At 63.3% G+C, this 23,654-nt stretch carries 19 protein-coding genes and 1 pseudogene; 10 read left to right on the forward strand and 10 right to left on the reverse strand.

The window, feature by feature from the left end; genetic code table 11:
• Nucleotides 1-1,562: 1,562 nt before the first annotated feature.
• From AC1PLU_RS02010 to AC1PLU_RS02020, 3 genes are all read right to left on the reverse strand, one after another.
• The gene (locus AC1PLU_RS02010) at nucleotides 1,563-1,949 is read right to left on the reverse strand and encodes a hypothetical protein (protein WP_481107556.1); all 387 of its coding nucleotides are present in this window, start codon (nucleotides 1,947-1,949) and stop codon (nucleotides 1,563-1,565) included.
• 57 nt (nucleotides 1,950-2,006) lie between these two features.
• Nucleotides 2,007-2,324, reverse strand: a complete 318-nt coding sequence (locus tag AC1PLU_RS02015) for a MafI2 family immunity protein (RefSeq protein ID WP_481107557.1) — start codon at nucleotides 2,322-2,324, stop codon at nucleotides 2,007-2,009.
• Nucleotides 2,325-2,714: 390 nt separating this feature from the next.
• Complete coding sequence (locus AC1PLU_RS02020) at nucleotides 2,715-3,179, reverse strand: hypothetical protein (RefSeq protein ID WP_481107558.1); 465 nt, start codon at nucleotides 3,177-3,179, stop codon at nucleotides 2,715-2,717.
• Between the two features lie 182 nt (nucleotides 3,180-3,361).
• Here AC1PLU_RS02020 and AC1PLU_RS02025 point away from each other — a divergent pair.
• Nucleotides 3,362-3,758, forward strand: a pseudogene (locus AC1PLU_RS02025) (phage integrase N-terminal SAM-like domain-containing protein); the annotation flags it as partial.
• A 230-nt stretch (nucleotides 3,759-3,988) separates the two neighbouring features.
• Here AC1PLU_RS02025 and ilvD read toward each other — a convergent pair.
• Nucleotides 3,989-5,827, reverse strand: a complete 1,839-nt coding sequence (gene ilvD / locus AC1PLU_RS02030; RefSeq protein WP_481107559.1) for a dihydroxy-acid dehydratase — start codon at nucleotides 5,825-5,827, stop codon at nucleotides 3,989-3,991.
• A gap of 296 nt (nucleotides 5,828-6,123) precedes the next feature.
• Between ilvD and AC1PLU_RS02035 the strand changes: the two genes are divergently transcribed.
• A complete protein-coding gene (locus AC1PLU_RS02035) occupies nucleotides 6,124-6,390 on the forward strand; it encodes a YkgJ family cysteine cluster protein (RefSeq protein WP_481107560.1) in 267 nt (88 codons plus the stop codon).
• Between the two features lie 46 nt (nucleotides 6,391-6,436).
• Here the strand turns inward: AC1PLU_RS02035 and AC1PLU_RS02040 are convergent, their stop codons facing one another.
• Nucleotides 6,437-6,982, reverse strand: a complete 546-nt coding sequence (locus tag AC1PLU_RS02040) for a gamma carbonic anhydrase family protein (protein WP_481107561.1) — start codon at nucleotides 6,980-6,982, stop codon at nucleotides 6,437-6,439.
• Nucleotides 6,983-7,495: 513 nt separating this feature from the next.
• On the opposite strand from AC1PLU_RS02040, the gene AC1PLU_RS02045 reads away from it, so the two are divergent.
• The 6 genes from AC1PLU_RS02045 to AC1PLU_RS02070 all read left to right on the forward strand — a co-directional run bounded on the left by AC1PLU_RS02045 (nucleotide 7,496) and on the right by AC1PLU_RS02070 (nucleotide 14,502).
• On the forward strand, nucleotides 7,496-8,806 hold the full coding sequence (locus tag AC1PLU_RS02045) for an MFS transporter (RefSeq protein ID WP_481107562.1): 1,311 nt from the start codon (nucleotides 7,496-7,498) through the stop codon (nucleotides 8,804-8,806).
• Between the two features lie 138 nt (nucleotides 8,807-8,944).
• Nucleotides 8,945-10,189 (forward strand): HD-GYP domain-containing protein, encoded by a 1,245-nt coding sequence (locus tag AC1PLU_RS02050; RefSeq protein WP_481107563.1) that lies wholly within the window; start codon nucleotides 8,945-8,947, stop codon nucleotides 10,187-10,189.
• Between the two features lie 369 nt (nucleotides 10,190-10,558).
• Nucleotides 10,559-11,035 (forward strand): MarR family winged helix-turn-helix transcriptional regulator, encoded by a 477-nt coding sequence (locus AC1PLU_RS02055; RefSeq protein ID WP_006451709.1) that lies wholly within the window; start codon nucleotides 10,559-10,561, stop codon nucleotides 11,033-11,035.
• 137 nt (nucleotides 11,036-11,172) lie between these two features.
• The gene (locus AC1PLU_RS02060; protein WP_481108447.1) at nucleotides 11,173-12,192 is read left to right on the forward strand and encodes a SphA family protein; all 1,020 of its coding nucleotides are present in this window, start codon (nucleotides 11,173-11,175) and stop codon (nucleotides 12,190-12,192) included.
• A 33-nt stretch (nucleotides 12,193-12,225) separates the two neighbouring features.
• A complete protein-coding gene (locus AC1PLU_RS02065; RefSeq protein ID WP_210762749.1) occupies nucleotides 12,226-12,993 on the forward strand; it encodes a coniferyl-alcohol dehydrogenase in 768 nt (255 codons plus the stop codon).
• 27 nt (nucleotides 12,994-13,020) lie between these two features.
• The gene (locus tag AC1PLU_RS02070; RefSeq protein ID WP_023902276.1) at nucleotides 13,021-14,502 is read left to right on the forward strand and encodes a benzaldehyde dehydrogenase; all 1,482 of its coding nucleotides are present in this window, start codon (nucleotides 13,021-13,023) and stop codon (nucleotides 14,500-14,502) included.
• A gap of 639 nt (nucleotides 14,503-15,141) precedes the next feature.
• Here the strand turns inward: AC1PLU_RS02070 and AC1PLU_RS02075 are convergent.
• Nucleotides 15,142-16,038, reverse strand: coding sequence for a helix-turn-helix domain-containing protein (locus AC1PLU_RS02075; RefSeq protein WP_481107564.1), 897 nt, complete (start codon nucleotides 16,036-16,038; stop codon nucleotides 15,142-15,144).
• A gap of 98 nt (nucleotides 16,039-16,136) precedes the next feature.
• Here AC1PLU_RS02075 and pobA point away from each other — a divergent pair, with 98 nt between their 5' ends.
• Together pobA and AC1PLU_RS02085 are read left to right on the forward strand one after the other, a co-directional pair.
• The gene (pobA, locus tag AC1PLU_RS02080; protein ID WP_481107565.1) at nucleotides 16,137-17,324 is read left to right on the forward strand and encodes a 4-hydroxybenzoate 3-monooxygenase; all 1,188 of its coding nucleotides are present in this window, start codon (nucleotides 16,137-16,139) and stop codon (nucleotides 17,322-17,324) included.
• A 374-nt stretch (nucleotides 17,325-17,698) separates the two neighbouring features.
• Complete coding sequence (locus tag AC1PLU_RS02085; protein WP_043888863.1) at nucleotides 17,699-18,211, forward strand: nuclear transport factor 2 family protein; 513 nt, start codon at nucleotides 17,699-17,701, stop codon at nucleotides 18,209-18,211.
• A 115-nt stretch (nucleotides 18,212-18,326) separates the two neighbouring features.
• Here the strand turns inward: AC1PLU_RS02085 and glpK are convergent, their stop codons facing one another.
• The 4 genes from glpK to AC1PLU_RS02105 all read right to left on the reverse strand — a co-directional run bounded on the left by glpK (nucleotide 18,327) and on the right by AC1PLU_RS02105 (nucleotide 23,548).
• Nucleotides 18,327-19,826, reverse strand: coding sequence for a glycerol kinase GlpK (gene glpK, locus AC1PLU_RS02090; protein WP_104592572.1), 1,500 nt, complete (start codon nucleotides 19,824-19,826; stop codon nucleotides 18,327-18,329).
• A gap of 135 nt (nucleotides 19,827-19,961) precedes the next feature.
• On the reverse strand, nucleotides 19,962-20,783 hold the full coding sequence (locus AC1PLU_RS02095; protein WP_268213866.1) for an MIP/aquaporin family protein: 822 nt from the start codon (nucleotides 20,781-20,783) through the stop codon (nucleotides 19,962-19,964).
• Between the two features lie 196 nt (nucleotides 20,784-20,979).
• Nucleotides 20,980-22,494: a glycerol-3-phosphate dehydrogenase gene (gene glpD, locus AC1PLU_RS02100; protein ID WP_481094099.1), complete on the reverse strand. Its 1,515-nt coding sequence runs from the start codon at nucleotides 22,492-22,494 to the stop codon at nucleotides 20,980-20,982.
• A gap of 226 nt (nucleotides 22,495-22,720) precedes the next feature.
• Nucleotides 22,721-23,548 (reverse strand): DeoR/GlpR family DNA-binding transcription regulator, encoded by an 828-nt coding sequence (locus AC1PLU_RS02105; RefSeq protein WP_104551345.1) that lies wholly within the window; start codon nucleotides 23,546-23,548, stop codon nucleotides 22,721-22,723.
• Between the last annotated feature and the right edge of the window lie 106 nt (nucleotides 23,549-23,654).

Genomic DNA, 23,654 nt, shown 5'->3' on the forward strand with positions numbered 1-23,654 from the left:
CAGCCTCCAAAAACAGATCACGAGCTATCCCTCGAGCCTCGGAAAGGTTCGTGGCCGAACGCCCGAATGAGCGGCGCGCATGCTTCGCAACCCCCTGGGGTAGCCTACGGTCCAGCGGCCAATTGTCACAGATGTAGCGAGCTACAGCCTGCTTGTCCGGGGAGAGCAGGTGAGAGTGTTTCTGAAGAAGCTCAATTGATCGATCTGCCGTCATGAAGCCTAACGCTTGAATTAAGCCGAGTTGCGAAGCAACTTCGGCTTGAATGAGTTGTTAGGCAGTGAGTGGCCGCGAAGGTTGGATGGTGCAACCATGCTCCCCAGCACTGCCGCCTGGACCGAGTGTGCCACAGCTTGCGGGATGGAGCTTGCCCAGCGATACAGCGGCGCGTGATGCCACCGAAACCAAGTGCAATGAGCGCAGCACGGGAACGACGTGCCAAGGCGAAGTACCAAACTTACCGCAACCAGCAACCGTGATGACTGCTGTCCGGAGCCAACCGCATGCACGCCTGCCAATTCACCGAAGCGGCAACCACCAACGCATTTGCTCTACCACGGCCTAACGCCTGAATTAAGCCGAGCCGCAAAGCGGCTTCGGCTTGAATGAATTGTTAGACCGCGCCCTCACTGCTCATCTTCCGGGCGCAGTGGAGAGTGGGACCAGTCAAAAGCGGTCAGAACGTGTTTGGCCAGAGCATCGAACTCCTCACGGTAGTGATGCTCATGTGGTGCCGGAACCTCAGGCCACCCTAGGGCAAAGCCCATCGACCTTAGAGTGGAAGAGTACCGCTCAAGTGGGCCATAGCCGAATACTTGGTTATGACGGTCCCACACAACAGTGGCCTTGTCTCCTGGAGAGTATGCCCAGAGGTCAAAGCGTGCATCTGCAGAGAGAAACGGCGCAAACCGGGCTAGGAACTCTTTGACCTGAGCCAGCGACAAGGCTGGGCTTTGGTAACGGCCAGGCAGCGCCTCTCCGCGAGGAGTGTGAAGCACGTACAGCAAGTAGTACGGTGGCTCCAAGCACTCAACTAACCGCTCAAAAACGACAGGGTCTCCGCCGGGAGCGCCCGCAATTACGTGCTGCCCGACGTCGAAAACGGGCAGGTGCGAGTGGGCAGCCCACTCGCCGTTAACAAGGTGGCCGAGACGGTACATAGCGGTCTAACGCTTGAATTAAGCCGAGTTGCGAAGCAACTTCGGCTTGAATGAGTTGTTAGGCAGTGAGTGGCCGCAAAGGTTGGATGGTGTAACCATGCCCCCAGCACTGCCGCATAGACAGAGTGTGCCACAGCTTTTGGGATGGAGCTTGCCCAGCGACTCCGCCGGTCCGTAATGCTACAGAAGACAATGCGTCGAGCGCAGCGCTGTAATGATCTACAAGGGCGAAGCACCTAACTTACCGCAACCAGCAACGGTGATGATCACTGCCCGGAGCCGATCGCCTGTAGGCCAGCCAACCAACCGAAGCCGGGCCCACCAACTGATTTGCTCCACCACCGCCTAACGCCTGAATTAAGCCGACCCGCGAAGCGGGTTCGGCTTGAATGAATTGTTAGACGTCATCCGCCGGCTCCCGGCGAACTTTCGCTTGAAAACGGTCTGAGCGTCAACGGCGCCGGCAGAAAATGCGGCGCATCGCCGGAGAGGCCGTATACCTCGATCCCGCTCAGAATGCCGTTGCATGAGTAAATGAAGGCGCCGGAGTGCTCGCCGTCCGAGTCAAAGACATAGTCGCCAAGAACGTGTACTCCGGGAGGCGCTGGAGCATGGCCCTGTAACTGGAAGTTGATGCTCGCGCACCCGCACGGACAACGCCAAGATGTGGCCTCCGCGCGTTCCAGTTGCTCAATGAAGTCACGAGCCTCCGTGGTTCCATGCTCAAGCATGTAGCGGGCGAGCGCGCGCTCTTCCTCGGTGAGTGGCCGATTTCCTTCTGTCTCGCCCATGACGTCTAACGCCTGAATTAAGCCGCGCCGCGAAGCGGCGTCGGATTGAATGAATTGTTAGGCCGCACTCTCAGGCTCCCAACGTCGGTAGACCACATGTCTCAGCGGCTTTAGGGCACTAGGGGCGGGAACAGACACATGTTGCTCATTGAGGTCCCAGGGTGCAGCCAAGTCCGCAATGACCTCTGTGGCTGCGCAAGAACAGCTTTCTTGCGCGAGACCGGCAGCTAAACCGTCGTACTCGAAGCGGAGGCGAACGATAAAGGCGTTTTCATCGGCCTCGATCGAGGCTTGACGCAATTCCGGGTGGACCTCGCCACAGAGGGCGCGGACTAGGGAGAGCACTAATGTCTGACGCGATGCGGTGCTGTCCATGCGGTCTAACGCCTGAATTAAGCCGACCCGCGAAGCGGGTTCGGCTTGAATGAATTGTTAGGCCCCAGCTAACGCTGTGACCGACTCGACTGTGATGCTGCCATTAAAGCCCTCTGCAATGCACGCTGCGATGGCGTCCGAGAACTCGTCCGTCAGGGCAGAACCATCTGTGTCGTAGTCGTTGTCCGCTTGCAGCAGCAGCCGAGAGCCGTTCCACGAGCACTGAACGTTCTGGTGCCAGGGTCGGTGCGTGAATTCATCAGCGATGTCACAGGTAGCGGCAGCGCCGACGCGCTCAGGAACTCCACTACAGGCAAGGACTACTCGATACATGGGGCCTAACGCCTGAATTAAGCGGACGCGCAAAGCGCGTTCGGCTTGAATGAATTGTTAGGTACGTGTACGACGTTGCACCGAGATTTGCTGTGCAATGCGACGATTGATCTTGCGCTTCCATTCAAGCTGCCTGTCTGAAAGCTTCCGCTTGAGGCGTGTGCTGACCAAGAACGCATATTCAGTGTCATAGATGTATCCCATTTTGCGTCCATGCTCAATGACGTCGAGGTTAGCGTTGGCATATGGATCTTTTGCAATTCGCTTCAGTCCGTCGAACAAGGTGCCGGTGTCAATGCCAATGAAGCGATTGATGCACACATTTCCAACGTACGTCGACTGCCCGGTGATGCGATTTGTTATGTAGCAATGTTCTTTGATCTCTTGCCCGCAGGGGCAGCTATCGAACTCTTCCGTGATCTCAACACTCACCAAATCCCACTCAATGCGGGCTACCTCGAATACTCTCGATTGCGACAGGGGAAGTATGTGGGCTTTCAATCGCTCGAAGTTATGTTCCACCGCGGCCTCCCGTACGCGCCTAACTACTCTTGGACCGCCTAAAAGCGGTGTTGCGCCAAGTATCGACTAAGGCCGGAGGTCTGGGAAGGGGGAATTCCTGTTCCCTAACAATGACTTGCCGGATGGCAATCGACGGTCTTGGCGTCGATGCTGGTTGCGTTATCCGACGTTTGAGCAGGCGTATGAGTTACACCCGTGACGATGCAGCCGTAACTACGCGTCTGACCCCCAAGCTGTTGGATCAGGTCCGTGGTCGGCTGCGGCTTCGCCACTACAGCTTGCTACCTAGCAGGCGTATGTGGGCTGGATCCGACGCTTCATTCTGGCCAACGGCAAACGGCATCCAGTACAGATGCGGCGGGTAGAGGTCGAGGCGTTTCTCACCGAACTGGTGACGCGGGGCAGGTGTCGGCCGGCACGCAGAATCAGGCGCTGGCGGCACTACTGTTCCTGTATCGCGAGGTCCTGGGCATGGAGTTGCCCTGGATGGAGAATCTAGTGCGCGCCAAGCGGTCGCGGCCCATTCCGGTGGTGCTCTCGGCCGAGGAGGTCGCGCGCACCGTGCGGGGGCTGTTGGGCCACAAGGATGTGGCAACCACACAGATCTGCGCGCAGGTGCTGGGGCGCGGGGCCTCGGCGATGCGCAGCCCGATGGATGGGCTGCGCATCGGCGGTGGGTGATGTTGTCGCCAAGAAAAACCAACCCGCTGTGATTTTTGCGGTCAGGCGTCGGTACTGAAGTGCCTCCCGCAGTCCGATGCCAGATACGATGAAGACCGCTAAAAATCCGCGGTCTTCATGGCAATGCTTCAGCCGTCAAGCAGTGCCTTGTCGCGCACCGCACCCTTATCCGCACTGGTCGCCAGCAACGCGTACGCCTTCAACGCCGTGGTGACCTTGCGTGGACGTATTTCCACCGGCTTCCAGCCCTTGGCGTCCTGCTCTGCGCGACGAAGGGCAAGTTCCTCGTCCGAGATCAGCAGGTTGATCGAGCGGTTGGGGATATCGATCAGGATCTTGTCGCCGTCGCGCACCAGGCCGATCGCGCCGCCTGCGGCGGCTTCCGGCGAGGCGTGGCCGATCGACAGGCCCGAGGTGCCGCCGGAGAAGCGGCCGTCGGTGAGCAGGGCGCATTGCTTGCCCAGGCCCTTGGATTTGAGATAGCTGGTGGGGTATAGCATTTCCTGCATGCCGGGGCCGCCCTTGGGGCCTTCGTAGCGGATCACCACGATGTCGCCGGCTTTGACTTCGTCGGCCAGGATGCCTTTGACCGCCGAATCCTGGCTCTCATAGACGCGGGCGTTGCCTTCGAAGACGTGGATGGATTCGTCCACGCCCGCGGTCTTCACCACGCAGCCGTCGCGGGCGATATTGCCGTACAGCACGGCCAGGCCGCCTTCCTGCGAGAACGCGTGTGCGACATCGCGGATGCAGCCGTCGCTGCGGTCGGTATCCAGCGTGTCCCAACGCGTGGCCTGGCTGAAGGCGATCTGCGTGGGGATGCCGGCCGGGCCGGCCTTGTAGAACGTGTGCACGGTCTCTGCGTTGGTCTGGGTGACGTCCCACTGCGCGATGGCGTCGGCCAGCGTGCGTGCGTGCACCGTGGCCGCGTTGGTATGCAGCAGGCCGCCACGTGCCAGTTCGCCGAGGATGGCCATGATGCCGCCCGCGCGATGCACGTCTTCGATGTGGTACTTCGGTGTGTTCGGGGCGACCTTGCACAGCTGCGGCACGCGCTTGGACAGGCGGTCGATATCGCGCATGCCGAACGGGATTTCGCCTTCCTGCGCGGCGGCGAGCAGATGCAGGATGGTATTGGTCGAGCCGCCCATGGCGATATCCAGGGTCATCGCGTTTTCGAAGGCTTCGAAGGTGGCGATGCCGCGCGGCAGGGCGGTGGGATCTTCGCCGCCGTACCAGCGATGGCACAGCTCCACCGCCACGCGTCCGGCGCGCAGAAACAGCTGCTCGCGGTCGGCGTGCGTGGCCACCACGGTGCCGTTGCCCGGCAACGACAGGCCCAGCGCTTCGGTCAGGCAGTTCATCGAGTTGGCGGTGAACATGCCCGAGCACGAGCCGCAGGTGGGGCAGGCGCTGCGTTCGAACTCGGCCACCTTTTCATCGGAGGCGCTGTCGTCGGCGGCGATGACCATTGCGTCGATCAAATCGAGTTTATGTTCGGACAACCTGGTCTTGCCGGCTTCCATCGGGCCGCCGGAGACGAACACGGTGGGGATATTGAGCCGCAGCGCGGCCATCAACATGCCGGGGGTGATCTTGTCGCAATTGGAAATGCACACCAGCGCGTCGGCGCAATGCGCGTTGACCATGTACTCGACTGAGTCGGCGATGATCTCGCGGCTGGGCAGCGAATACAGCATGCCGTCGTGGCCCATGGCGATGCCGTCGTCCACGGCGATGGTGTCGAACTCCTTGGCCACGCCGCCGACGCGTTCGATCTCGCGCGCGACCAGCTGGCCGAGATCCTTCAGGTGCACATGCCCGGGCACGAACTGGGTGAACGAGTTGGCGATGGCGATGATGGGCTTGTGGAAATCCCCATCGCGCATGCCGGTGGCGCGCCACAGTGCGCGGGCGCCGGCCATGTTGCGGCCGTGGGTGGAGGTCTTGGAGCGGTACTCGGGCATGGCGAATTCGACGGCTGATTGGCGAGCGGTGGCTGGCAATTAGAGCGCGTCGCAACTGTTGCTGCTGCAACCGTCGCGGCGCGTTCTGGTGATCTGGCACGTTAGCACGCAGCTGTTCGGCGCGGCCGTCATTGCAGCGTGCACGCTGCCGGGCGATCAGGCTGCAGTGGGCTGGTTTCAACGCAAGTGGAGTGCGCGGGCAGCGCGTCCGGGTGGCGGCGTTCCGGATAGGCTGCTAGGCAAGTACGGTTTTTTTTGCCAGCGCCGCACTTGCGCCGCGCCGCTACACTGTGCCGATGTCTTCCACGCTTTCCTGCCGCCCGGGCTGCGCTGCCTGCTGCATCGCGCCCTCGATCAGTTCGCCGATTCCCGGCATGCCCAATGGCAAGCCGGCCGGGGTGGCGTGCGTGCAGCTGGATGCGCAGCTGGGCTGCCGGTTGTTCGGCTCGCCGCAGCGCCCGGCGGTATGCGGCAGCCTGCGGCCATCGCTGGAGATGTGCGGCGCTTCGCGTGAGCAAGCGTTGACGATGCTGACGGCCTTGGAGCGTGCGACGCAGCCTTGAACCGGTGCGTCAACGCCAGGTGCGAGCCCGCCTGGCAGACCCTCAATCAATCGCCAGTCGGCACACCCAGATACTGATCCTTGAGCCGCACATAATGTTGCGCGGAGTAATGCAGGCTTTCGATTTCCTTGTCGCTGAGCGTGCGTGCCAGGCGCGCGGGATTGCCCAGCCACAGTTCGCCTTCGCCAACGACCTTGCCCGGGCCGACCACCGCACCGGCGCCGACGAATCCGTAGCGTTTGACGGTAGCGCCGTCGAGCACGCAGGCGCCCATGCCGATCAGGCACAGGTCTTCGATGGTGCAGGCATGCAGGATGGTGCCGTGGCCAACGGTGACGTCTGCGCCAATCACGGTGGGATAGCCGGCCTTGTTGAACGGGCTATGGTGACTGACGTGGATGATGGTGCCGTCCTGCACGTTGGTGCGGGAGCCGATCTGCACATGATTGACGTCGCCGCGAATCACCGTGCCCGGCCAGACCGAGACGTCATCGCCCAGGCTCACCTTGCCGATGATGGTGCAGGCGGGGTCGATATAGACGCGTGCGCCCAGCTGCGGGGTGTGGTCCAGGAACGAACGAATCGGGGTCACGGCACTCTCCGGCAAATCAGCGTGCCGCCCAATGCATGCACTGTTTGCATGATAACTGGCCGTCTGCAGGTGTGCAGAACAGGCCACGCGTGGTGGATATACCGCGTGGCTGCGCACCGAGGCCATCAAGGCTGCAAAGACAGAGTGGTTACGCCTTCCTTTTGTAGTGCATGCGATGCACACGACGCAGGCGTTTGATTGCAGTCACCAGCAACGAACGCGTGAGCTTCGAAACGAAGCGGCATGCGGGCCTGTTCGATAAGCGCACACCAGTGCAGGCAGTCGTCTTGAACGCTGCCTGCGATCGGCCTAGCGTGGCCACGCACTGTTGCAGCGGTGTTGGTTTGCCACTGCATCGCAACGCGACATGTCGTCGAAACTGCCGATTCGTGTAACCGCCTCGGCTGCATCCATGGGCTCGATCTGCGCCGCACTGTGCGGGGCCCTCTCGGACGACCTGCATGCAGGTCGGCGCACTGCGGCAATCACCCTTCTCCATCACAGGATTCACGCATGCCGCATAGCGCAGTAACACCCGCAAGCTTCGTGCTGCAGCGGATGACGCCCTTCCAGTGGAGAGCGGTGGCGGTCTGCGTGCTGCTCACCATGCTCGACGGCTTCGATGTGATGGCAATGGCCTTCACCGCGCCGCATGTGTCGGCGCAGTGGCAGTTGTCGGGCAAGTTGCTCGGCGTGTTGTTCAGTGCCGGCCTGGTCGGCATGGCGGTGGGATCGTTGTTGCTGGCGCCGTTGGCCGACCGCATCGGGCGTCGCGCGATGATTCTGGTGTGCCTGGCGATATTGACCGTCGGCATGGGCGCCTCCGCCTTGGCCAGCAGCGCGTGGCAACTCGGTGCGCTGCGCGCGTTCACCGGTATCGGGATCGGCGGCATGCTGGCCTGCGTTGCGGTGATCGCCGCCGAATATTCCACCGCGCATTGGCGCAGCACCGCATTGGCGCTGCAGGCCACCGGTTATCCGATCGGCGCGACCCTGGGCGGTGCGATCGCGGCATTATTGCTGCAGCAGTGGTCGTGGCACGCGGTGTTCCTGCTTGGTGCGGCCGGCTCGCTGCTGTGCGTGCCGTTGGTGCTGGCCTTGCTGCCCGAATCGCTGGAATTTCTGATCGCGCGTCGCCCGCCCGGTGCGTCTGCACGCTTTAACGCGGTGCTGGCCCGCATGGGCATGCCGCCGTGTGCCGACTTGCCATTGCCGCCACCACAGGTGGCCGATGATGCGCAGGGCTACGCGGCCTTGTTCGTGCCTGGCTTGCGGCGCCAGTCGCTGCTGATCGCGCTGGCGTTCTTCCTGCTGATGTTCGCGTTCTACTTCGTGCTCAGCTGGACGCCGAAGCTGCTGGTGGTGGCCGGGCTGTCGGCGGAGCAGGGCGTCACTGGCGGGGTGCTGTTGAATCTGGGCGGCATCGCTGGCGGCGGGATGTTCAGCTGGCTGGCGGCGCGTGCGCGGTTGTCGCGGCTGACGGCCGGGGCGCTGCTGTTGTCGGCGCTGGCCATGCTTGCGTTCGGGCTCTACAGCACGGTGTTGAGCTGGGCGTTCGTGATCGCGCTGTTGACCGGTGCGGCCATGTTTGCCGCCATTGCCGGCCTGTATGCGGTGGCGCCGGTGGTCTTCACGGCGGCGGTGCGCTCCACCGGCATGGGCTGGGCGATCGGCGTGGGCCGCTTCGGCGCGATTGCCTCGCCGCTGTGCGTCGGCGCGCTGGTGGATGCAGGCTGGTCGCCGGCCACGCTCTATCTGGCTTGCAGCCTGCCTCTGCTGCTGGCTGCGGCGGCCGTGCTGAGCATGCGTCTGCCCGTTCGCTGAACCGCTCACGCTGCGTCAGCCAGGTGCCGCTAGCGGAGTCGACCGCGCCAAAGAAATCCACTGCACTGCCGATAACTCGTCAGACCCCCCATCCCTGTGGCGGGCTCTTCCGCGGATTTCAAGCAGACCAGCGCCGGCATGCTCAGAACCATCGACTCAGATCAACTCCGCCCCGGCATGTATGTCTACAAGCTGCTGGGCGCGTGGGTGCACCACCCGTTCTGGAAGACCTCGTTTCTGGTCGACTCCGACGATGTGGACAAGATCCATGGCAGCCGCATCGAGCAGTTGGTGATCGATACCGCGCGTGGATTGGATCTGGAAACGCCGGCCGCAGCGCACGCAACATCGGATGCACCGCCCGAACCGGAGCTGCCGGAGCCATCGGAACCGCCCAAGCCTGCATGTACCTCCCGCACAGCGCGCACCAACAGCGTCACCGCACAGGTCGGCATCGAGTCCGAAGTGGTGCGTGCCCGCAAGATCTTCGAAGACGGCCGCGACATGGTCGAGGCAATGTTCCGCGACGTGCGGCTTGGCCGTACCGTCGACACCGAGGCGGCGATGCCGCTGGTGCAGGCCATCAACGATTCGGTGCTGCGGCATCCACAGGCCTTGATCAGCGTGGCGCGGCTCAAGACTGCCGACGACTACACCTATCTGCATTCGATGGCCGTGGCCGGCCTGATGAGCGGGCTGGCGCGTCAGCTGGGGTTGCCCGAGGCGCAGGTGGTGGAGGCGGCGATGGGCGGCCTGCTGCACGACATGGGCAAGGCGGTGACGCCGCTGGACATTCTCAACAAGCCCGGCAAGCTCACCGACGAAGAGATGGACATCATGCGCCAGCACCCGATGGATGGTCATCGCTTGCTGGTGGCTGGCGGTGTGCAGAACGCGGTGGTATTGGAGATCGCGCTGCATCATCACGAGAAGATGGACGGCACCGGTTATCCGAATCAGCTGGCGGGCGACACAATTTCGTTGATGTCGCGGATGGGTGCGGTGTGCGATGTGTACGACGCCATCAGCTCGGATCGCCCGTATAAACGGGCCTGGGATCCGGCCGAATCGCTCAAGCGCATGGCATCGTGGCAGGGGCATTTCGACCCCGCGGTATTCCAGGCGTTCGTGCGGCGGCTGGGTATTTATCCGGTCGGTTCGCTGGTGCGGCTGGAGTCGCAGAAACTGGCGGTGGTGATCGAGCAGACGGCCGATGCGCTGCTCAAGCCCAAGGTGCGCGTGTTCTATTCGGCCAAGCTGCGCAGCCATGTGCTGGTGCAGGACATCGATCTGTCGCGGCCGGACTGTCAGGACCGCATCGCGCAGATGGAAAGCCCCACCGATTGGGGCTTTCGCGATCTCGAGAAACTCTGGCTGCCATAAGCGGCTGCACCGCGTGAACACGCTGGCGAGCGCGACCATGCTGCGCTGCAGCTTGGCAATGTAGTTATGATCCATAACTATTCCGGAACGCAATCAATGCCGACCCGGATCTCATGCCCACGCCGTGCCTGGATCACCGCCGTTCCCTACGTGCTGCAGCTGCCGCACGCAGCTGCCATGCGCTGGCGCCGGCCGGCCGTTGGCCGGCTGCGCGGGTCTGCAGGCAGCAACGGGCAGCATCGGCAACGCACACGCCCGCATCGGTACCCCCGGCCACGTCTACAATGCAGCTCACGCCGCGGATCGGCGTTGCGGGCGGGGAGTGTTGCGCGCACCGGTCCGCCCGCTGCCATCGTTGCGAGAACCGTCATGTCCGTCACTGCCAATGCCGCACTGCTGCCCGATGCCGTCACCACGGTGGACCAGGCGCGCCTGCTGCGGTTGCTGGGCTACCGCATCACCCGCACCGAGCTGCTGGTGCGGCGGATGTTTCAGGACTGCGTGGCGGCGTTCGACCTCAAGCCGGTGGATTTTTCGCTGCTGATGCTGGTGGACGGCAACCCGGGCATCAACCAGCGCCAGATCGGCGATGTGCTGCACGTGTCGCCGCCCAATCTGGCGATCGTGGTGGCGCGGCTGGTCAAGCGCCGCCTGCTGCGGCAGGTGCGTGGACGCCAGGACCGGCGCATGCAGCATCTGTCGCTGACCGCTGCCGGCGTGGCCTTGCTGACCGATGCCGAAGCCGAGGTGCTGCGCATGGAACAGCAACTCAGCGCGGTGCTTGGCAGCAGCGAAGCGCCGTTGCTGCGCGCACTCGACCGGCTGGATCGTCTCGACACGCAGTGATCCGCCGCTGCCGAGCCTGCGCCCGGCAGTACCGTCCCCCCAAATTGACCATCGCACGTGCCTTGAGCGGCGCGGCGATTGCGCCTGCCTGACCGTTGCCACGTCCTATCTACCGCTGTTTCCTCCCAACGCTGGAGATGTTCGCAGTGAGTTATCTATCGGTTGTGCGCCACGTGGGTTGGCGTGGGTTACTGCAGTGCAGTGTCCTGCTCGGGGTGATGTCGCTGCTGGCAGCCGGGCCTGCGTTTGCGCAGGGCGTGCCGCAGAGTGCAACGCTGACCAATGGCATCAACACCGGCGGCACCAGCTTCTTCGATGGGTTCACACGCACCACGCCGGGTTGGGCGGTGATCACCTATCTGCGTCAGAGTTCGCTGGATGCGATCAAGGACGCGCGCGGCAACGATGTGCCGGTGTTCGATAATCCGCGCATCGATTCCACCCTGTTGCTGACGCAGATCGCCTATGTCACGCCCTACAAGCTCTTTGGCGGCGCACTGGGCATCAATACGCTGGTTCCGCTGATCAACCTGGACGCCTCGTTCGGCCGCAACAGCATCGCCACACTACGCGATAACGGCGCCGGTGTGGGCGATCTGACCTTCGGGCCGTACCTGCAGATGTTGCCGGTGATACGCGGTGGCCGCCCCGTGTTTTCGCAGCGCTTCGAGATCAATGCCATCGCACCTATCGGCAAGTTCGATCGCGACCGCGACCTCAATCAAAGTGCAGGCTATTGGTCGGTGGTGGCGAACTACGCATTGACCTGGCTGCCGACGCCGAGCTGGGAAATCAGTGCGCGCCTGAATTACATCTACAACTTTCGCAGCGAGCGTCGTCCGAATCTGCCGCCCGGCTTCGCGTTCCGCAATGGGCAGGCCGGCGATGCGGGCTGGATCAACTTCGCCACCTCCTGGGAAGTGGCACCGGATATCCATCTGGGCGTGAATGCGTATTACCTCACCCAGTTCCGCGATAACCGCACCAATGGGCAGCGCGTTGCAGACACGCGTCAAAGCGTGTTCTACGCCGGACCAGGCGGCTCATGGCGGCTGGATGCCAGCAACATCGTGTTCGCCAATCTCTATCTGCCGGTGGAAGTGAAGAATGCCGCCTCCGGCAACAACGTCAACCTGCAGTACGTCCATGTGTTCTAGTGCCGGCGTGGCCGGCCTCTTCGGAGAGTGGCAATGAATTTGCAGAACAAGACGATCGTGGTCACCGGTGTGGCCTCGGGTATCGGTGCAGAAGTCGCGCGGCTGGCGCGGTTTCATGGCGCCACCGTGATCGGCATCGACCGCACACCGGTGCAGATGACGCTGCATGGGTTTCACCAGGCCGACCTAGGCGACCCGGCGTCCATCGATACGCTGGTGAAGGCGTTGCCGGAGCGTATCGACGCGCTGGCCAACGTGGCCGGCGTGCCCGGCACAGCACCGCTCGAGCTGGTGGCACGCGTCAACTATCTGGGACTGCGTCATCTCAGCCAGGCCTTGCTGCCGCGTATCGTGCCGGGCGGCAGCATCATCAACGTGGCCTCGATCCTGGGCGCCGAATGGCCACAGCGGTTGGACCTGCACAAGCAACTGGCCGCCACCGACAGCTTTGCTGCCGGCAGCGCGTGGTTGGCGGAACATCCGGTGGCACACGACACTTGCTACCAGTACTTCAAGGAAGCGTTGATCGTGTGGACGTTGCTGCAATCGCGGCCCTGGTTTGCCGAGCGTGGGGTGCGCGTCAACAACGTCTCGCCAGGGCCGGTGTTCACGCCGATTCTGGGCGACTTTGCCGCCATGCTCGGCGAAGAGCGCGTCAAGGAAGATGCCAAGCGCATGACCCGCCCGGCGTATGCCGATGAAGTGGCCGAGGCCATCGTGTTTCTTGCGTCCGATGCTGCGCGCTGGATCAACGGCATCACGCTGCCGGTTGACGGCGGGCTGGCGTCGACCACTCTGTAACTCCACCCCACAGCAGGAGGCTAGACCATGAATGCTCTCCCCAACGTTGCAGTATCCGCGCCCACCACCCCGGCGTGGCACGGCTGCATTTTCAATGGCGATTGGGTGCCCGGCAACGGCGGCACCTTGCAGATCTACGAGCCCGCCACCGGCAACCTATTGCATGAAGTGAGCAAGGCCGATCTGTCCGATGTTGCAGCTGCGGTGGCGCAAGCCAAACATGCGCAGCGTGCGTGGGCCGCCACTGCGCCGCGTGAGCGCGCTGCGATATTTCACCGCGCCGCGCAGCTGATGGAAGCGCGCAGTGCAGAAGCCGCGCTGCTGATTGCGCGCGAAACCGGCGGCATCCTGCCCAAGGCACAGCGCGAAGTGAACGAGTCGGTGGTGTTTTATCAGCAGGCTGCGGCGCTGCCGCTGCAGGCCGTGGGCCAGGTACTGCCGACCGGTGCCGGTCAGCTCAGCCTGGCGCGGCATCTGCCGTTGGGCGTGATTGCGGTGATTTCGCCGTTCAACTTCCCGTTGATCCTGTCGCTGCGTTCGGTCGCACCGGCGCTGGCAATGGGCAATGCGGTAGTGCTCAAGCCCGATCCGCGCACGCCGTATACCGGCGGCGTGATCATCGCGCAGGTGCTGGAAGAAGCCGGTCTGCCAAAGGGCTTGCTGCATGTGCTGCATGGCGATGCGCAGATCGGTCAGGCGCTGGTCGAATCGCCGGATGTGCCGATGATCGCCTTCACCGGTTCCACCGCTGCCGGCCGACGCATCGGCGAGATTGCAGGGCGGCACTTGAAGAAGGTCGCGCTGGAACTGGGCGGCAACAACGCAGTGATCGTGCTCGACGACGCGGATCTGGACAAGGCCGCATCGGCAATCGCGTTTGGCGCCTACATGCATCAAGGCCAGATCTGCATGGCCACCGGCCGGGTGCTGGTACAACGCAGTGTGGCCGAGGCATTGACGCAGCGGCTGGCCGAAAAAGCCCGTCATCTTCCCGTTGGCGATCCGGTCAGCGGCACCGTGGCGCTGGGCCCGATCATCGACCAACGCCAGCTGCAACGCGTGATCGATATCGTGCGCGACAGTGTCGCTGCCGGTGCGGTGGTCGAAGCCGGCGCGACAAACGAAGGCCTGTTCTATGCGCCGACCGTGTTGTCCAATGTGCGCCCGGGCATGCGCGCATTCGACGAAGAGGTATTCGGCCCGGTGATCAACATCACCGTGTTCGATACCGACGACGAAGCGGCGGAACTGGCCAACTACGGCGAGTATGGGTTGGCCGCAGGCATCATGTCGGCATCGGTGTCGCGTGCGATGAACCTGGGTGAGCAACTGTACATCGGCTCGCTGCATATCAACGACCAGACGGTGGTGGACGAAGTCATCAACCCGTTTGGCGGCACCGGTGCGTCGGGCAATGGCACCAGCGTCGGCGGCCCGGCGGATTGGGAGCAGTACACGCATTGGCAGTGGCTGACGATCAAGAACACGGTGCCGCAATACCCGTTCTGATCTGCGTGGCGCAACCGACTTGGAGTTGCTGACAAAACCTCTCTAACGCTGCATTGATGGTTGCAGCGTATTGGTTTCACCCGACTTTCGTTGTTTGGCTGTATCCCTGGCGTCGTCTTTGATGCAGCCGAAAGCCTGGTTAGTCGAGCGCGCGGTGCCCTCACCGCTCGCGGGACACGCCGCAAGTACGTCCATGTAGGCTCGGTGGCGGCATCCATGCCGCCACACGGTCCCGCAATCGGTGAGGGCACCGCACCAGAGAGTTGGTCGGTAGTTGGATGAAAGCCTGCCTGCTGATCGTGTTGCGTTTTGCGTTGCGAAACTAATCGGCCGCGGCATTATCCGAACAACGCACCTCATGCCTTGCTTTCACCTGCACACCGACCATCTCCACTGGTCCTTGCCCGCCCACCGTCGCGGGACCTTACGCGGCATGGATGCCGCGTAAGAGCCTACAGGGACGTACTTGCGGCGTGTCCCGCGATGGTGGGCGGGCAAGGACCCTGCAGCAAAGTCACAGACCAGCCGCCCTGGCAACTAAGCTATCCGTGCTCTGCAATCACTTCAAAACATACGGGAATTGAGTAATGCCAGGCTTCGCCCAACTAGCCGTGAGCGCAATAGTCTTGTCAGCCGCTCCTAATCGCCAGCACGGAAGCGCGTCGGCGAGCAGCCGGTGTGGCGGGCGAAGTAGCGGCTGAAATACGCAGCGTCGAAAAATCCAAGACTGGCGGCGATCTGTTGCACGCTCAGGCTGGTGTAGCGCAGGCTGCGGCGTGCTTCCAGCATGATCCGGCGCTGCAGCAGGTGTAATGCCGAGGCACCTGCCAGTCGCTGGCACAGCGCGTTGAGATGGCCCGGGGTCAGTCCCAATTGATCGGCGTAGCGGGAGATCGGCCAATGCGCGCGATAGTGCTGGTCGATCAGGGCCTGGTAGCCGCGTAGATGGCGCAATGCCGGATCGGCCTGCGGGCTTACCGCAGCTGCATCTTGTGCGCGTTCCAGTGCAGTGCGCGCCGTCCAGATCAACAGCTGCGCCGCCGCCGCCTGCAACGCGGCCTCGTGGCCGATGCGCTGGCGTGCGTGATCGTCGGCAATGGTGGCGAACAACACGTCGAGCAATCCGCGTGCTTGATTGACCTGCAGCACCAAAGGCGCCGCCAATGCGCGCTGCAGCAGTGGTGTGGCACTGAGTGCACTGCGTACCAACGGCATGCACAAGGTGATGATGTGCCCGCGCACCTGTGGATCGAATCCGAAGCCGTGCACGCATAACGGTGGCAGCCACACTACGGTTGCGCCGCGCGCACGCTGGCTGCGGCCATCCAGCTGCAGCGTTGCAGGCCCGCGCTGCACGTAGAGCAGCTGCGCCAGGTCTTCGTGGCGGTGCGGCACGATATGCCAATCGTGCAACCGGCTACGTGCGGCGATCGACTCCCAGTGCAATAACTCCGGCGCGTCGGCATCGTGCTCGCCGTACAGACCGAAGGCGGGAACGTGGGTGGCTGCAGCAAGATCGGGCGCGCGTGTCGGCATCGTCGAAAAGTCCAAGCACTGCACGCAATCATCCCTTCAAAGCGCACGCTTGGCTACCGACACTGGCCTGCATCAGCCCGCTGAGGCAGGAGCAGTGCATGCGAACCCAGGTTGCGATCATCGGCGCAGGTCCCTCCGGGCTGTTGCTTGGCGAGCTGTTGCTGCGCGCCGGCATCGATACCGTCATTATCGAACGGCAGAAACCCGAGCACGTGCTCGGCCGCATTCGCGCCGGCGTGCTGGAGCAGGGCAGTGTAGAGCTGCTGCAGCGCGCAGGCGTCGGCGAGCGCCTGCAGCGCGAAGGCTTGCTGCATCACGGCTTCGAACTGTCGCTGGATGGCCAGCGTGAGCGCATCGACCTGCTGCGCGGCTGCGGGCGTGGCGTCACCGTCTACGGCCAGACTGAGGTCACCGCCGATCTGATGCAGGCACGTGCGCGCAGCGCTGCGCCGACCTATTACAACGCCCAGGACGTCACCCTGTGCGAGGTACAAAGCAATACGCCCGCAGTGGAATTCACCCATGATGGTCAACGCCGGCGTATCGCCTGCGACTATATCGTTGGCTGCGACGGCTTCCATGGCATCAGCCGCGCCAGCATTCCGCCCGAGCGACTGCGCCTGTTCGAGCGCGTGTATCCGTTCGGATGGCTGGGCGTGCTTGCCGACACACCGCCAGTGCACGATGAGCTGATCTACGCACGTCACCCACGTGGGTTTGCGTTGTGTTCGATGCGCTCGCCCACACGTACGCGCTATTACGTGCAGGTGCCTGCCGATGCGCGTGTGGAGGCCTGGAGCGACCAGGCATTCTGGAATGAATTGCGCGCGCGGTTGCCAGACACCTTGGCTGCGCAACTGGTGACCGGCCCATCGATCGAAAAGAGCATTGCGCCGTTGCGCAGTTTTGTCGCCGAACCGATGCAGTACGGTCGTCTGTTTCTGGCCGGCGACGCGGCGCATATCGTGCCGCCGACCGGCGCGAAGGGCTTGAACCTGGCGCTGGCCGATGTCGGCCTGCTCGCACAGTTGTTCGAACGCTGGAACACATCCGGCGATGCCGGCGTGCTGCAGCAGTATTCGGCGCTCGCGCTGCAACGGGTCTGGAAGGCCGAGCGGTTTTCATGGTGGATGACCACCTTGCTGCACACCTTCGACCACGAAGATGCATTTACTGCGCGCATCCGCACAGCCGAGCTGGATTATCTTCTGAGCAGCGAGGCCGGTCGCGCCACGGTGGCAGAAAACTATGCCGGCCTGCCGTTGGTGGAGTTGCCTGACGAGTGATCTGACCAGGGCGGTTGACCCAGCGCTGCGCTGCCGTCAGGCAAGTATTCTTGCTGCTCGGAATGGGCACGGATTCGTGCGTTGTGCGGTTTGCGCGCCACTCGAGCTCACACATCGGAGCGCTCCTGGCATGCATTCACCATGCTTGGTAACACGACACGCGTCACGTTAAGAGGTGATTTTTTTCTCACCACCCATTTCAGAGGTGCCCTGGTGCACTTTCAGGCGGCTAGCGGGCGAGCGAACGCGGCCGTTAGGCTGGCGGCGACGCGTAGAAATCGCTGTGTGCAAGGGCGCGTCATTCCCCCAATCAGCGGAGCATCGTGCTGCTGCCTGCAGCGAGCGCAGTGCCCGTCTCCACCCAGGAGTGCTCCATGAAAACCCTGTTCTCCCGTGCCCTATTACTGGTCATGCTGGTGGCGCCCGTGGCTGCGTTCGCGCAGACCGCAGTGACAGCCAATCCCAACCACCAGAAGATGCTGGTCGGTTCCACCTGGTTCGAAACCGCCAACAAGCGCCTGGTCTACGATTTCTGGCGCACCGTGTTCGAAGCCGGTCAGGTGCAGTACGCGCCGATGTACATGGACAAGAACTACATTCAGCACAACCCGAATGTGGCCAACGGGCGCGACGCCTTCATTGCATTTCTGACCGCCTTCGTGCCGCCGACGCCGGTGCAGGAACGCGTGCAGTTGCCGCTGGTCGCGATCACCGCAGATCGCGATCTGGTCACGCTGGTGTCGGTGCGCACGCTGCCGGATCCGCGCGATCCGAGCAAGACCTACACCACCACCTGGTTCGACATGTTCCGCATCGAAAAAGGCCTGATCAAGGAACATTGGGATCCGGACACGATTGCCGGCCGTGCCAACACCGGCGGCCAGTAAGTGCTGCGGCATTGCAGGGCTGCAGCGTGCAGCCCTGCAATGCGTAACTCACGCGAGTTGCCAACCTAACGTTGCGCCCACCTATTGGTGGGCGCAGTCGTTTCCATGGCAGCGTTTAGCTGATGCGGAAACCCATCGTGGCCTCCACCGCCTGCTGCCAGCCGGCATACAGCTGTTCGCGCTTGTCGTCGGCCATGTTCGGCTCGAACCGGCGATCCACTGCCCACTGCTTGGCGATCTCTTCGCGGCTGCTCCAGAAGCCGGTCGCCAGCCCTGCCAGATAGGCCGCGCCGAGTGCGGTGGTTTCTGAAACTTCCGGACGCAGCACCGGTACGTTGAGAATGTCGCTCTGGAACTGCGCCATGAAGTCGTTGGCGATCGCGCCGCCGTCGGCACGCAGCTCTTTCAGCTCGATGCCCGAATCGGCCTGCATTGCCGTGAGTACGTCGCGGGTCTGATACGCCATCGATTCCACCGCCGCGCGCACGAAGTGTTCCTTGGTGGTGCCGCGGGTCAGCCCGAACACCGCACCGCGGATATCGCTGCGCCAATACGGCGCGCCCAGGCCGACGAAGGCCGGCACCAGATACACACCGTCGTTGTCGCCGGCGCGCTCGGCATAGGCCTGCGAGTCGCTGGCCTTGCCCAGCATGCGCAGGCCGTCGCGCAGCCATTGCACCACCGAGCCGGCAACGAAGATCGAGCCTTCCAGCGCGTATTCGACCTTGCCGTCGATGCCCCAGGCGATCGTGGTCAGCAGGCCGGCCTTGGAGGCGACGGCCTTCTCGCCGGTATTCATCAGCGCAAAGCAGCCGGTGCCATAGGTGTTCTTGGCCATGCCCGGCTCGAAGCAGGCCTGGCCGAACAACGCAGCCTGCTGGTCGCCGGCGATGCCTGCGATGGGCACCTGCTCGCCGTAGAAATACTGGGTCTGGGTCATGCCGTAGATTTCGCTGGACGAGCGCACCTCAGGCAGCATTGCCGCGGGCACGTCGAGCATCGCCAGCAGCTCGGCGTCCCACTCCAGCGTGTGGATGTTGTACATCAGCGTGCGCGAGGCATTGGTGTAGTCGGTGACGTGCACCTTGCCGCCGGTGAGATTCCAGATCAGCCAGCTGTCGATGGTGCCGAAGGCCAGTTCGCCTTTCTGCGCGCGTTCGCGTGCGCCTTCCACATGGTCGAGAATCCACTTGACCTTGGTGCCGGAAAAATACGCATCGATCAGCAAGCCGGTCTTGTCGCGCACCATCTGCTCGTGCCCGGCTTCCTTGAGCTGCGTGCAGATGTCCTTGGTCTGCCGCGATTGCCACACGATGGCGTTGTAGATCGGCTGGCCGGTGGCCTTGTCCCACACCACTGCGGTTTCGCGCTGGTTGGTGATGCCGATGCCGGCGATCGAACGCGCATCGATCTGCGCGTTGTTGAGCAGCTCGGTGATGGTGGTGTAGACGCTGGTCATGATCTCGCGCGGGTTGTGTTCCACCCAGCCCGGCTGCGGAAAGATCTGGCCGAACTCGCGCTGCGCCACACCGGCCACCTTGCCCTGGCGGTCGAACAACATCGCGCGTGAGCTGGTGGTGCCTTGATCGATCGCAAGGACGTATTGCTTTTCCATCGGAGATTCCTCAAACAGTGCCGGCGCTGGCGCACGGCGAGAAAGTGGGTGGTGCACGCCGTTGTGTGAGAGGCCGTTAAAAACTCAAGACCTGCTCAACAGCGGCGCTGTGCTGTCAGTCGCGCAGCGGTGCGATTACCGCGGGTCGAGCGGCGGTTTGCCGCCCTGCAGATGCCGCACGCGTGCCGGCAGAAATGGCAGGATCAGCCATTGGTAGGCGAGCGCGCCGATGGGGCCGCCGATCAACGGACCGACGATCGGGATCCACCAGTAATTGTCCTTGGCCGGCAACGCGGCCTCGCCCCAGCCGGCGAAGTAGGCGAACAGGCGCGGGCCGAAGTCGCGCGCCGGGTTCATCGCCCAGGCTTCCAGATAGCCCATCGACGCGCCCAGCGTGGCCACCAGCAGACCGATCATCAGCGCGCCGGAGTTGGCGGTCGGCGCGGCTTCGTTGAACTGTTCGGTGATGGCGAAGATGCCGAAGATCAGGAACGCAGTGATGATGATCTGGTCCACCAACGCATGCATCGGCGTGACCGCAAGGCCGGGTGCGGTGAAGAACACCCCGGCTGCGCCACCGGCTTCGCGGGTGAGCTGTTGCACCTGGTTGTAGTGATCGATCACCGGCCCGTACATCTGGTAGACGATGGCCGCGCCCAGAAATGCACCGATCACTTGCGCGCCCCAGTACGGCAGCACTTTCTTCCAGGAGAAATCGCGGAACAATGCCAGCGCCAGCGTCACTGCCGGATTGGCATGCGTGCCGGATACCGAGCCGGTGACATAGATCGCCAGCGTCACCGACAGGCCCCAGGCGATACACACGCCCCAGTAGGCGTTCTGATACGGGCTGGGGTCGTAGAGGATGTACATCGCCGCGACCGAATCGCCGAGCGCGATGATGATGAACATCGCCACCGCTTCGGAGATCAACTCACCTACGAGTTGGCGGCTCATGCGCGCGACCTCATGGTTGTGACAGTGCCGATGCTGGCCTCAATGACGCAGGCAGGGTGGTGCGGCGCGCATGTTGGCGCGCAGGGGTGTTGGTTGGTGCTCATCTGGGTTGCCCTCCACGTGACTCAGGATGATGCTGGCGAATGCGCCAGGATACGTTGCCGAACGACCCGTCCTCGCCGGCAACGTTGTGCGATCAGGCCGGTACCACGTCCACCTGCTGGACCGATTGCGTCTGCAGATAGTCTTCCAGGCGCTGGCGCCCGGCCGCATCGATGCGCAGACCGAGTTTGCTGCGGCGCCACAGGATGTCGTCGGCGGTCACGGCCCACTCGTGGGTACGCAGGTAGTCCACCTCGGCCTGGTACAGATCGGCGCCGAAGTGCGTACCCAAGGCCGCGATGTCCTGCGCCTCGCCCAGCAGCTGCTCCGCGCAGGTGCCGTAGTTGCGTACCAGCCGCTGTGCGGTGGGTGCCGGCAGCCACGGCCGCGCGCTGCTGACGCGTTCGAGCAGGCTGGCGATATCGCGCTGTTCGCCGCCGGGCAATGCGTCGCCGCGCGCCGTCCATGCCGGCTTGCGCGCACCTAATGCCTGAGTCAGGCGGTCGACCGCCTCTTCGGCAAGCTTGCGATACGTGGTCAGTTTGCCGCCGAACACATTGAGTAATGGCGCGCCGTCGGTGAGCACTTCCAGTTGGTAATCGCGGGTGACTTCGGCGGCGTTGTCCTCGGCATCGTCGAGCAGCGGGCGCACGCCGCTATAGCTCCAGACCACATCGGCGGGGCTGATCTGCTGCTGGAAATACAGGTTCACCGCCTCGCACAGATACTGCACCTCGGCCGCGTCGATCTTGGGCGTGGCGGGGTCGTCTTCGTGGTCGACATCGGTGGTGCCGATCAAGGTGAAGTCGTGCTCGTACGGAATGGCGAACACGATGCGCCGGTCCGGTTGCTGGAAGATGTACGCATGGTCGTGGTCGAACAGTTTGGGTACCACGATGTGGCTGCCCTTGACCAGGCGCAGCGCATGCTTGTGCGGCACTGCGGCCACCTTGTCCAGGAACGACACCGCCCACGGGCCGGCCGCATTGGCCAGCGCACGCGCCTGCACGGTGCGGCGGCGGCCGTCGCGACCTTCGAGTTCGGCATACCAGAACCCGGCATCGCGCCAGGCACCGACACAGCGCGTGCGCGTATGGATCTGCGCGCCACGCCTGGCGGCGTCCATCGCATTGAGCACCACCAGCCGCGCGTCCTGCACCCAGGCATCGGAGTACACAAAACCGGTGCGCAGCGATTCCTGCAATGGCTGGCCGACAGGGTGCGTGCGCAGCGACAGCCGGCGCGAGCGCGGCAGGCTGCGCTTGCTGCCGCCGAGATGGTCGTACAGAAACAGGCCGGCACGAATCATCCATGCCGGACGCAGATGCGGTTGATGCGGCAGCAGGAAACGCAGCGGCCAGATGATGTGCGGGGCCAGCCGCAGCAGTACCTCGCGCTCGGCCAGTGCCTTGCCGACCAGCGCGAACTCGTACTGCTCCAGATAGCGCAGGCCGCCGTGAATGAGCTTGGTGCTGGCGCTGCTGGTGTGCGCAGCCAGATCGTCCTGCTCGCACAGGCACACCGACAAGCCGCGCCCGGCCGCATCGCGGGCGATGCCGACCCCGTTGATACCGCCGCCTATCACCAGAAGATCGTATATCTCGCCCATCGGTGTCTCCGTCCGGGCGCGCCACAAGAGCGAACCCAAGTTGTCATGTTCGAACATATTCGAACATCAAACCTTGTCGGGACGTGAAGGGGCATCAAACTCCCGTTTTAGGACAGCTTTCCGCTGAGGAATCTATTGGAAGTGGAATTTCGATTGCTATTCAGGATCGAAAATGGTGATCCAGAGGTGTGCGCTTATCGCAAACGCACAAAAACGAACAATCGGCTCAGCTTGCGTCGCCAGGGTTTGCCAGATGCACCCGGGTGCCGGCCTCGGCCAGCACCGCGGCCAGTTCCTGCGGCGGTGGCCGGTCGGTGAACCAGTCGTGCACCTGGGCGATCGCGCCCAGCCGCACCATGGCGTTGCGGCCGAACTTGCTGTGGTCGGCAGCCAGCAACACCTGCCGCGAGTGCTCGATGATGGCCTGGGCCACGCGCACCTCTTGGTAGTCGAAGTCCAGCAAGGTGCCGTCCAGGTCGATGCCGGAAATGCCGATCACCCCGAAGTCCACCTTGAACTGGCGGATCAGCTCCACCGTCGCCTCGCCAGTCACGCCCTGGTCGCGTCCGCGTACCACGCCGCCGGCCACGATGACCTCGAAGCTGGGGTTGGCGCTGAGCATCACCGCCACGTTGAGGTTGTTGGTGATCACACGCAGGCCGCGGTGCTGCAGCAATGCGCGCGCGACTTCTTCATTGGTGGTGCCCAGGTTGATGAACAGCGAGGCATCGTCGGGAATGAAGCGGGCGACCTGTGCGGCGATGTGCTGCTTTTCGCGCGCCTGTAGCGCCTTGCGCGCGGTGTAGGCAAGGTTTTCCACGCTCGAGGGCATGCTGACGCCGCCGTGATAGCGGCGCAGCACGCCGGCATCGCACAGCAACGTGAGGTCGCGGCGAATGGTCTGCGGGGTGACGTCGAAGCGCGTTGCCAGCCCTTCCACCTCGGCAAAGCCCTGCTGCCGCACCAATGCCACCAATTGCTCCTGGCGCGGGTTGAGTGCCGGCGCCGGGACCGTCCTGTAGTGAGTCGACTCCATGCGCAGATGATCGCGCATGTGCGTGAGGATGCAAACACGGCTGTGTGCAAGCCGTAGCGAGCAGGCGTCGGGTGGGCGTGGACGGCCCACGCAGAAACCGCGGACGCCGCAGCGAGCGCCTGCC

The sequence above is a fragment of the Xanthomonas sp. NCPPB 2933 genome, assembly GCF_056725225.1.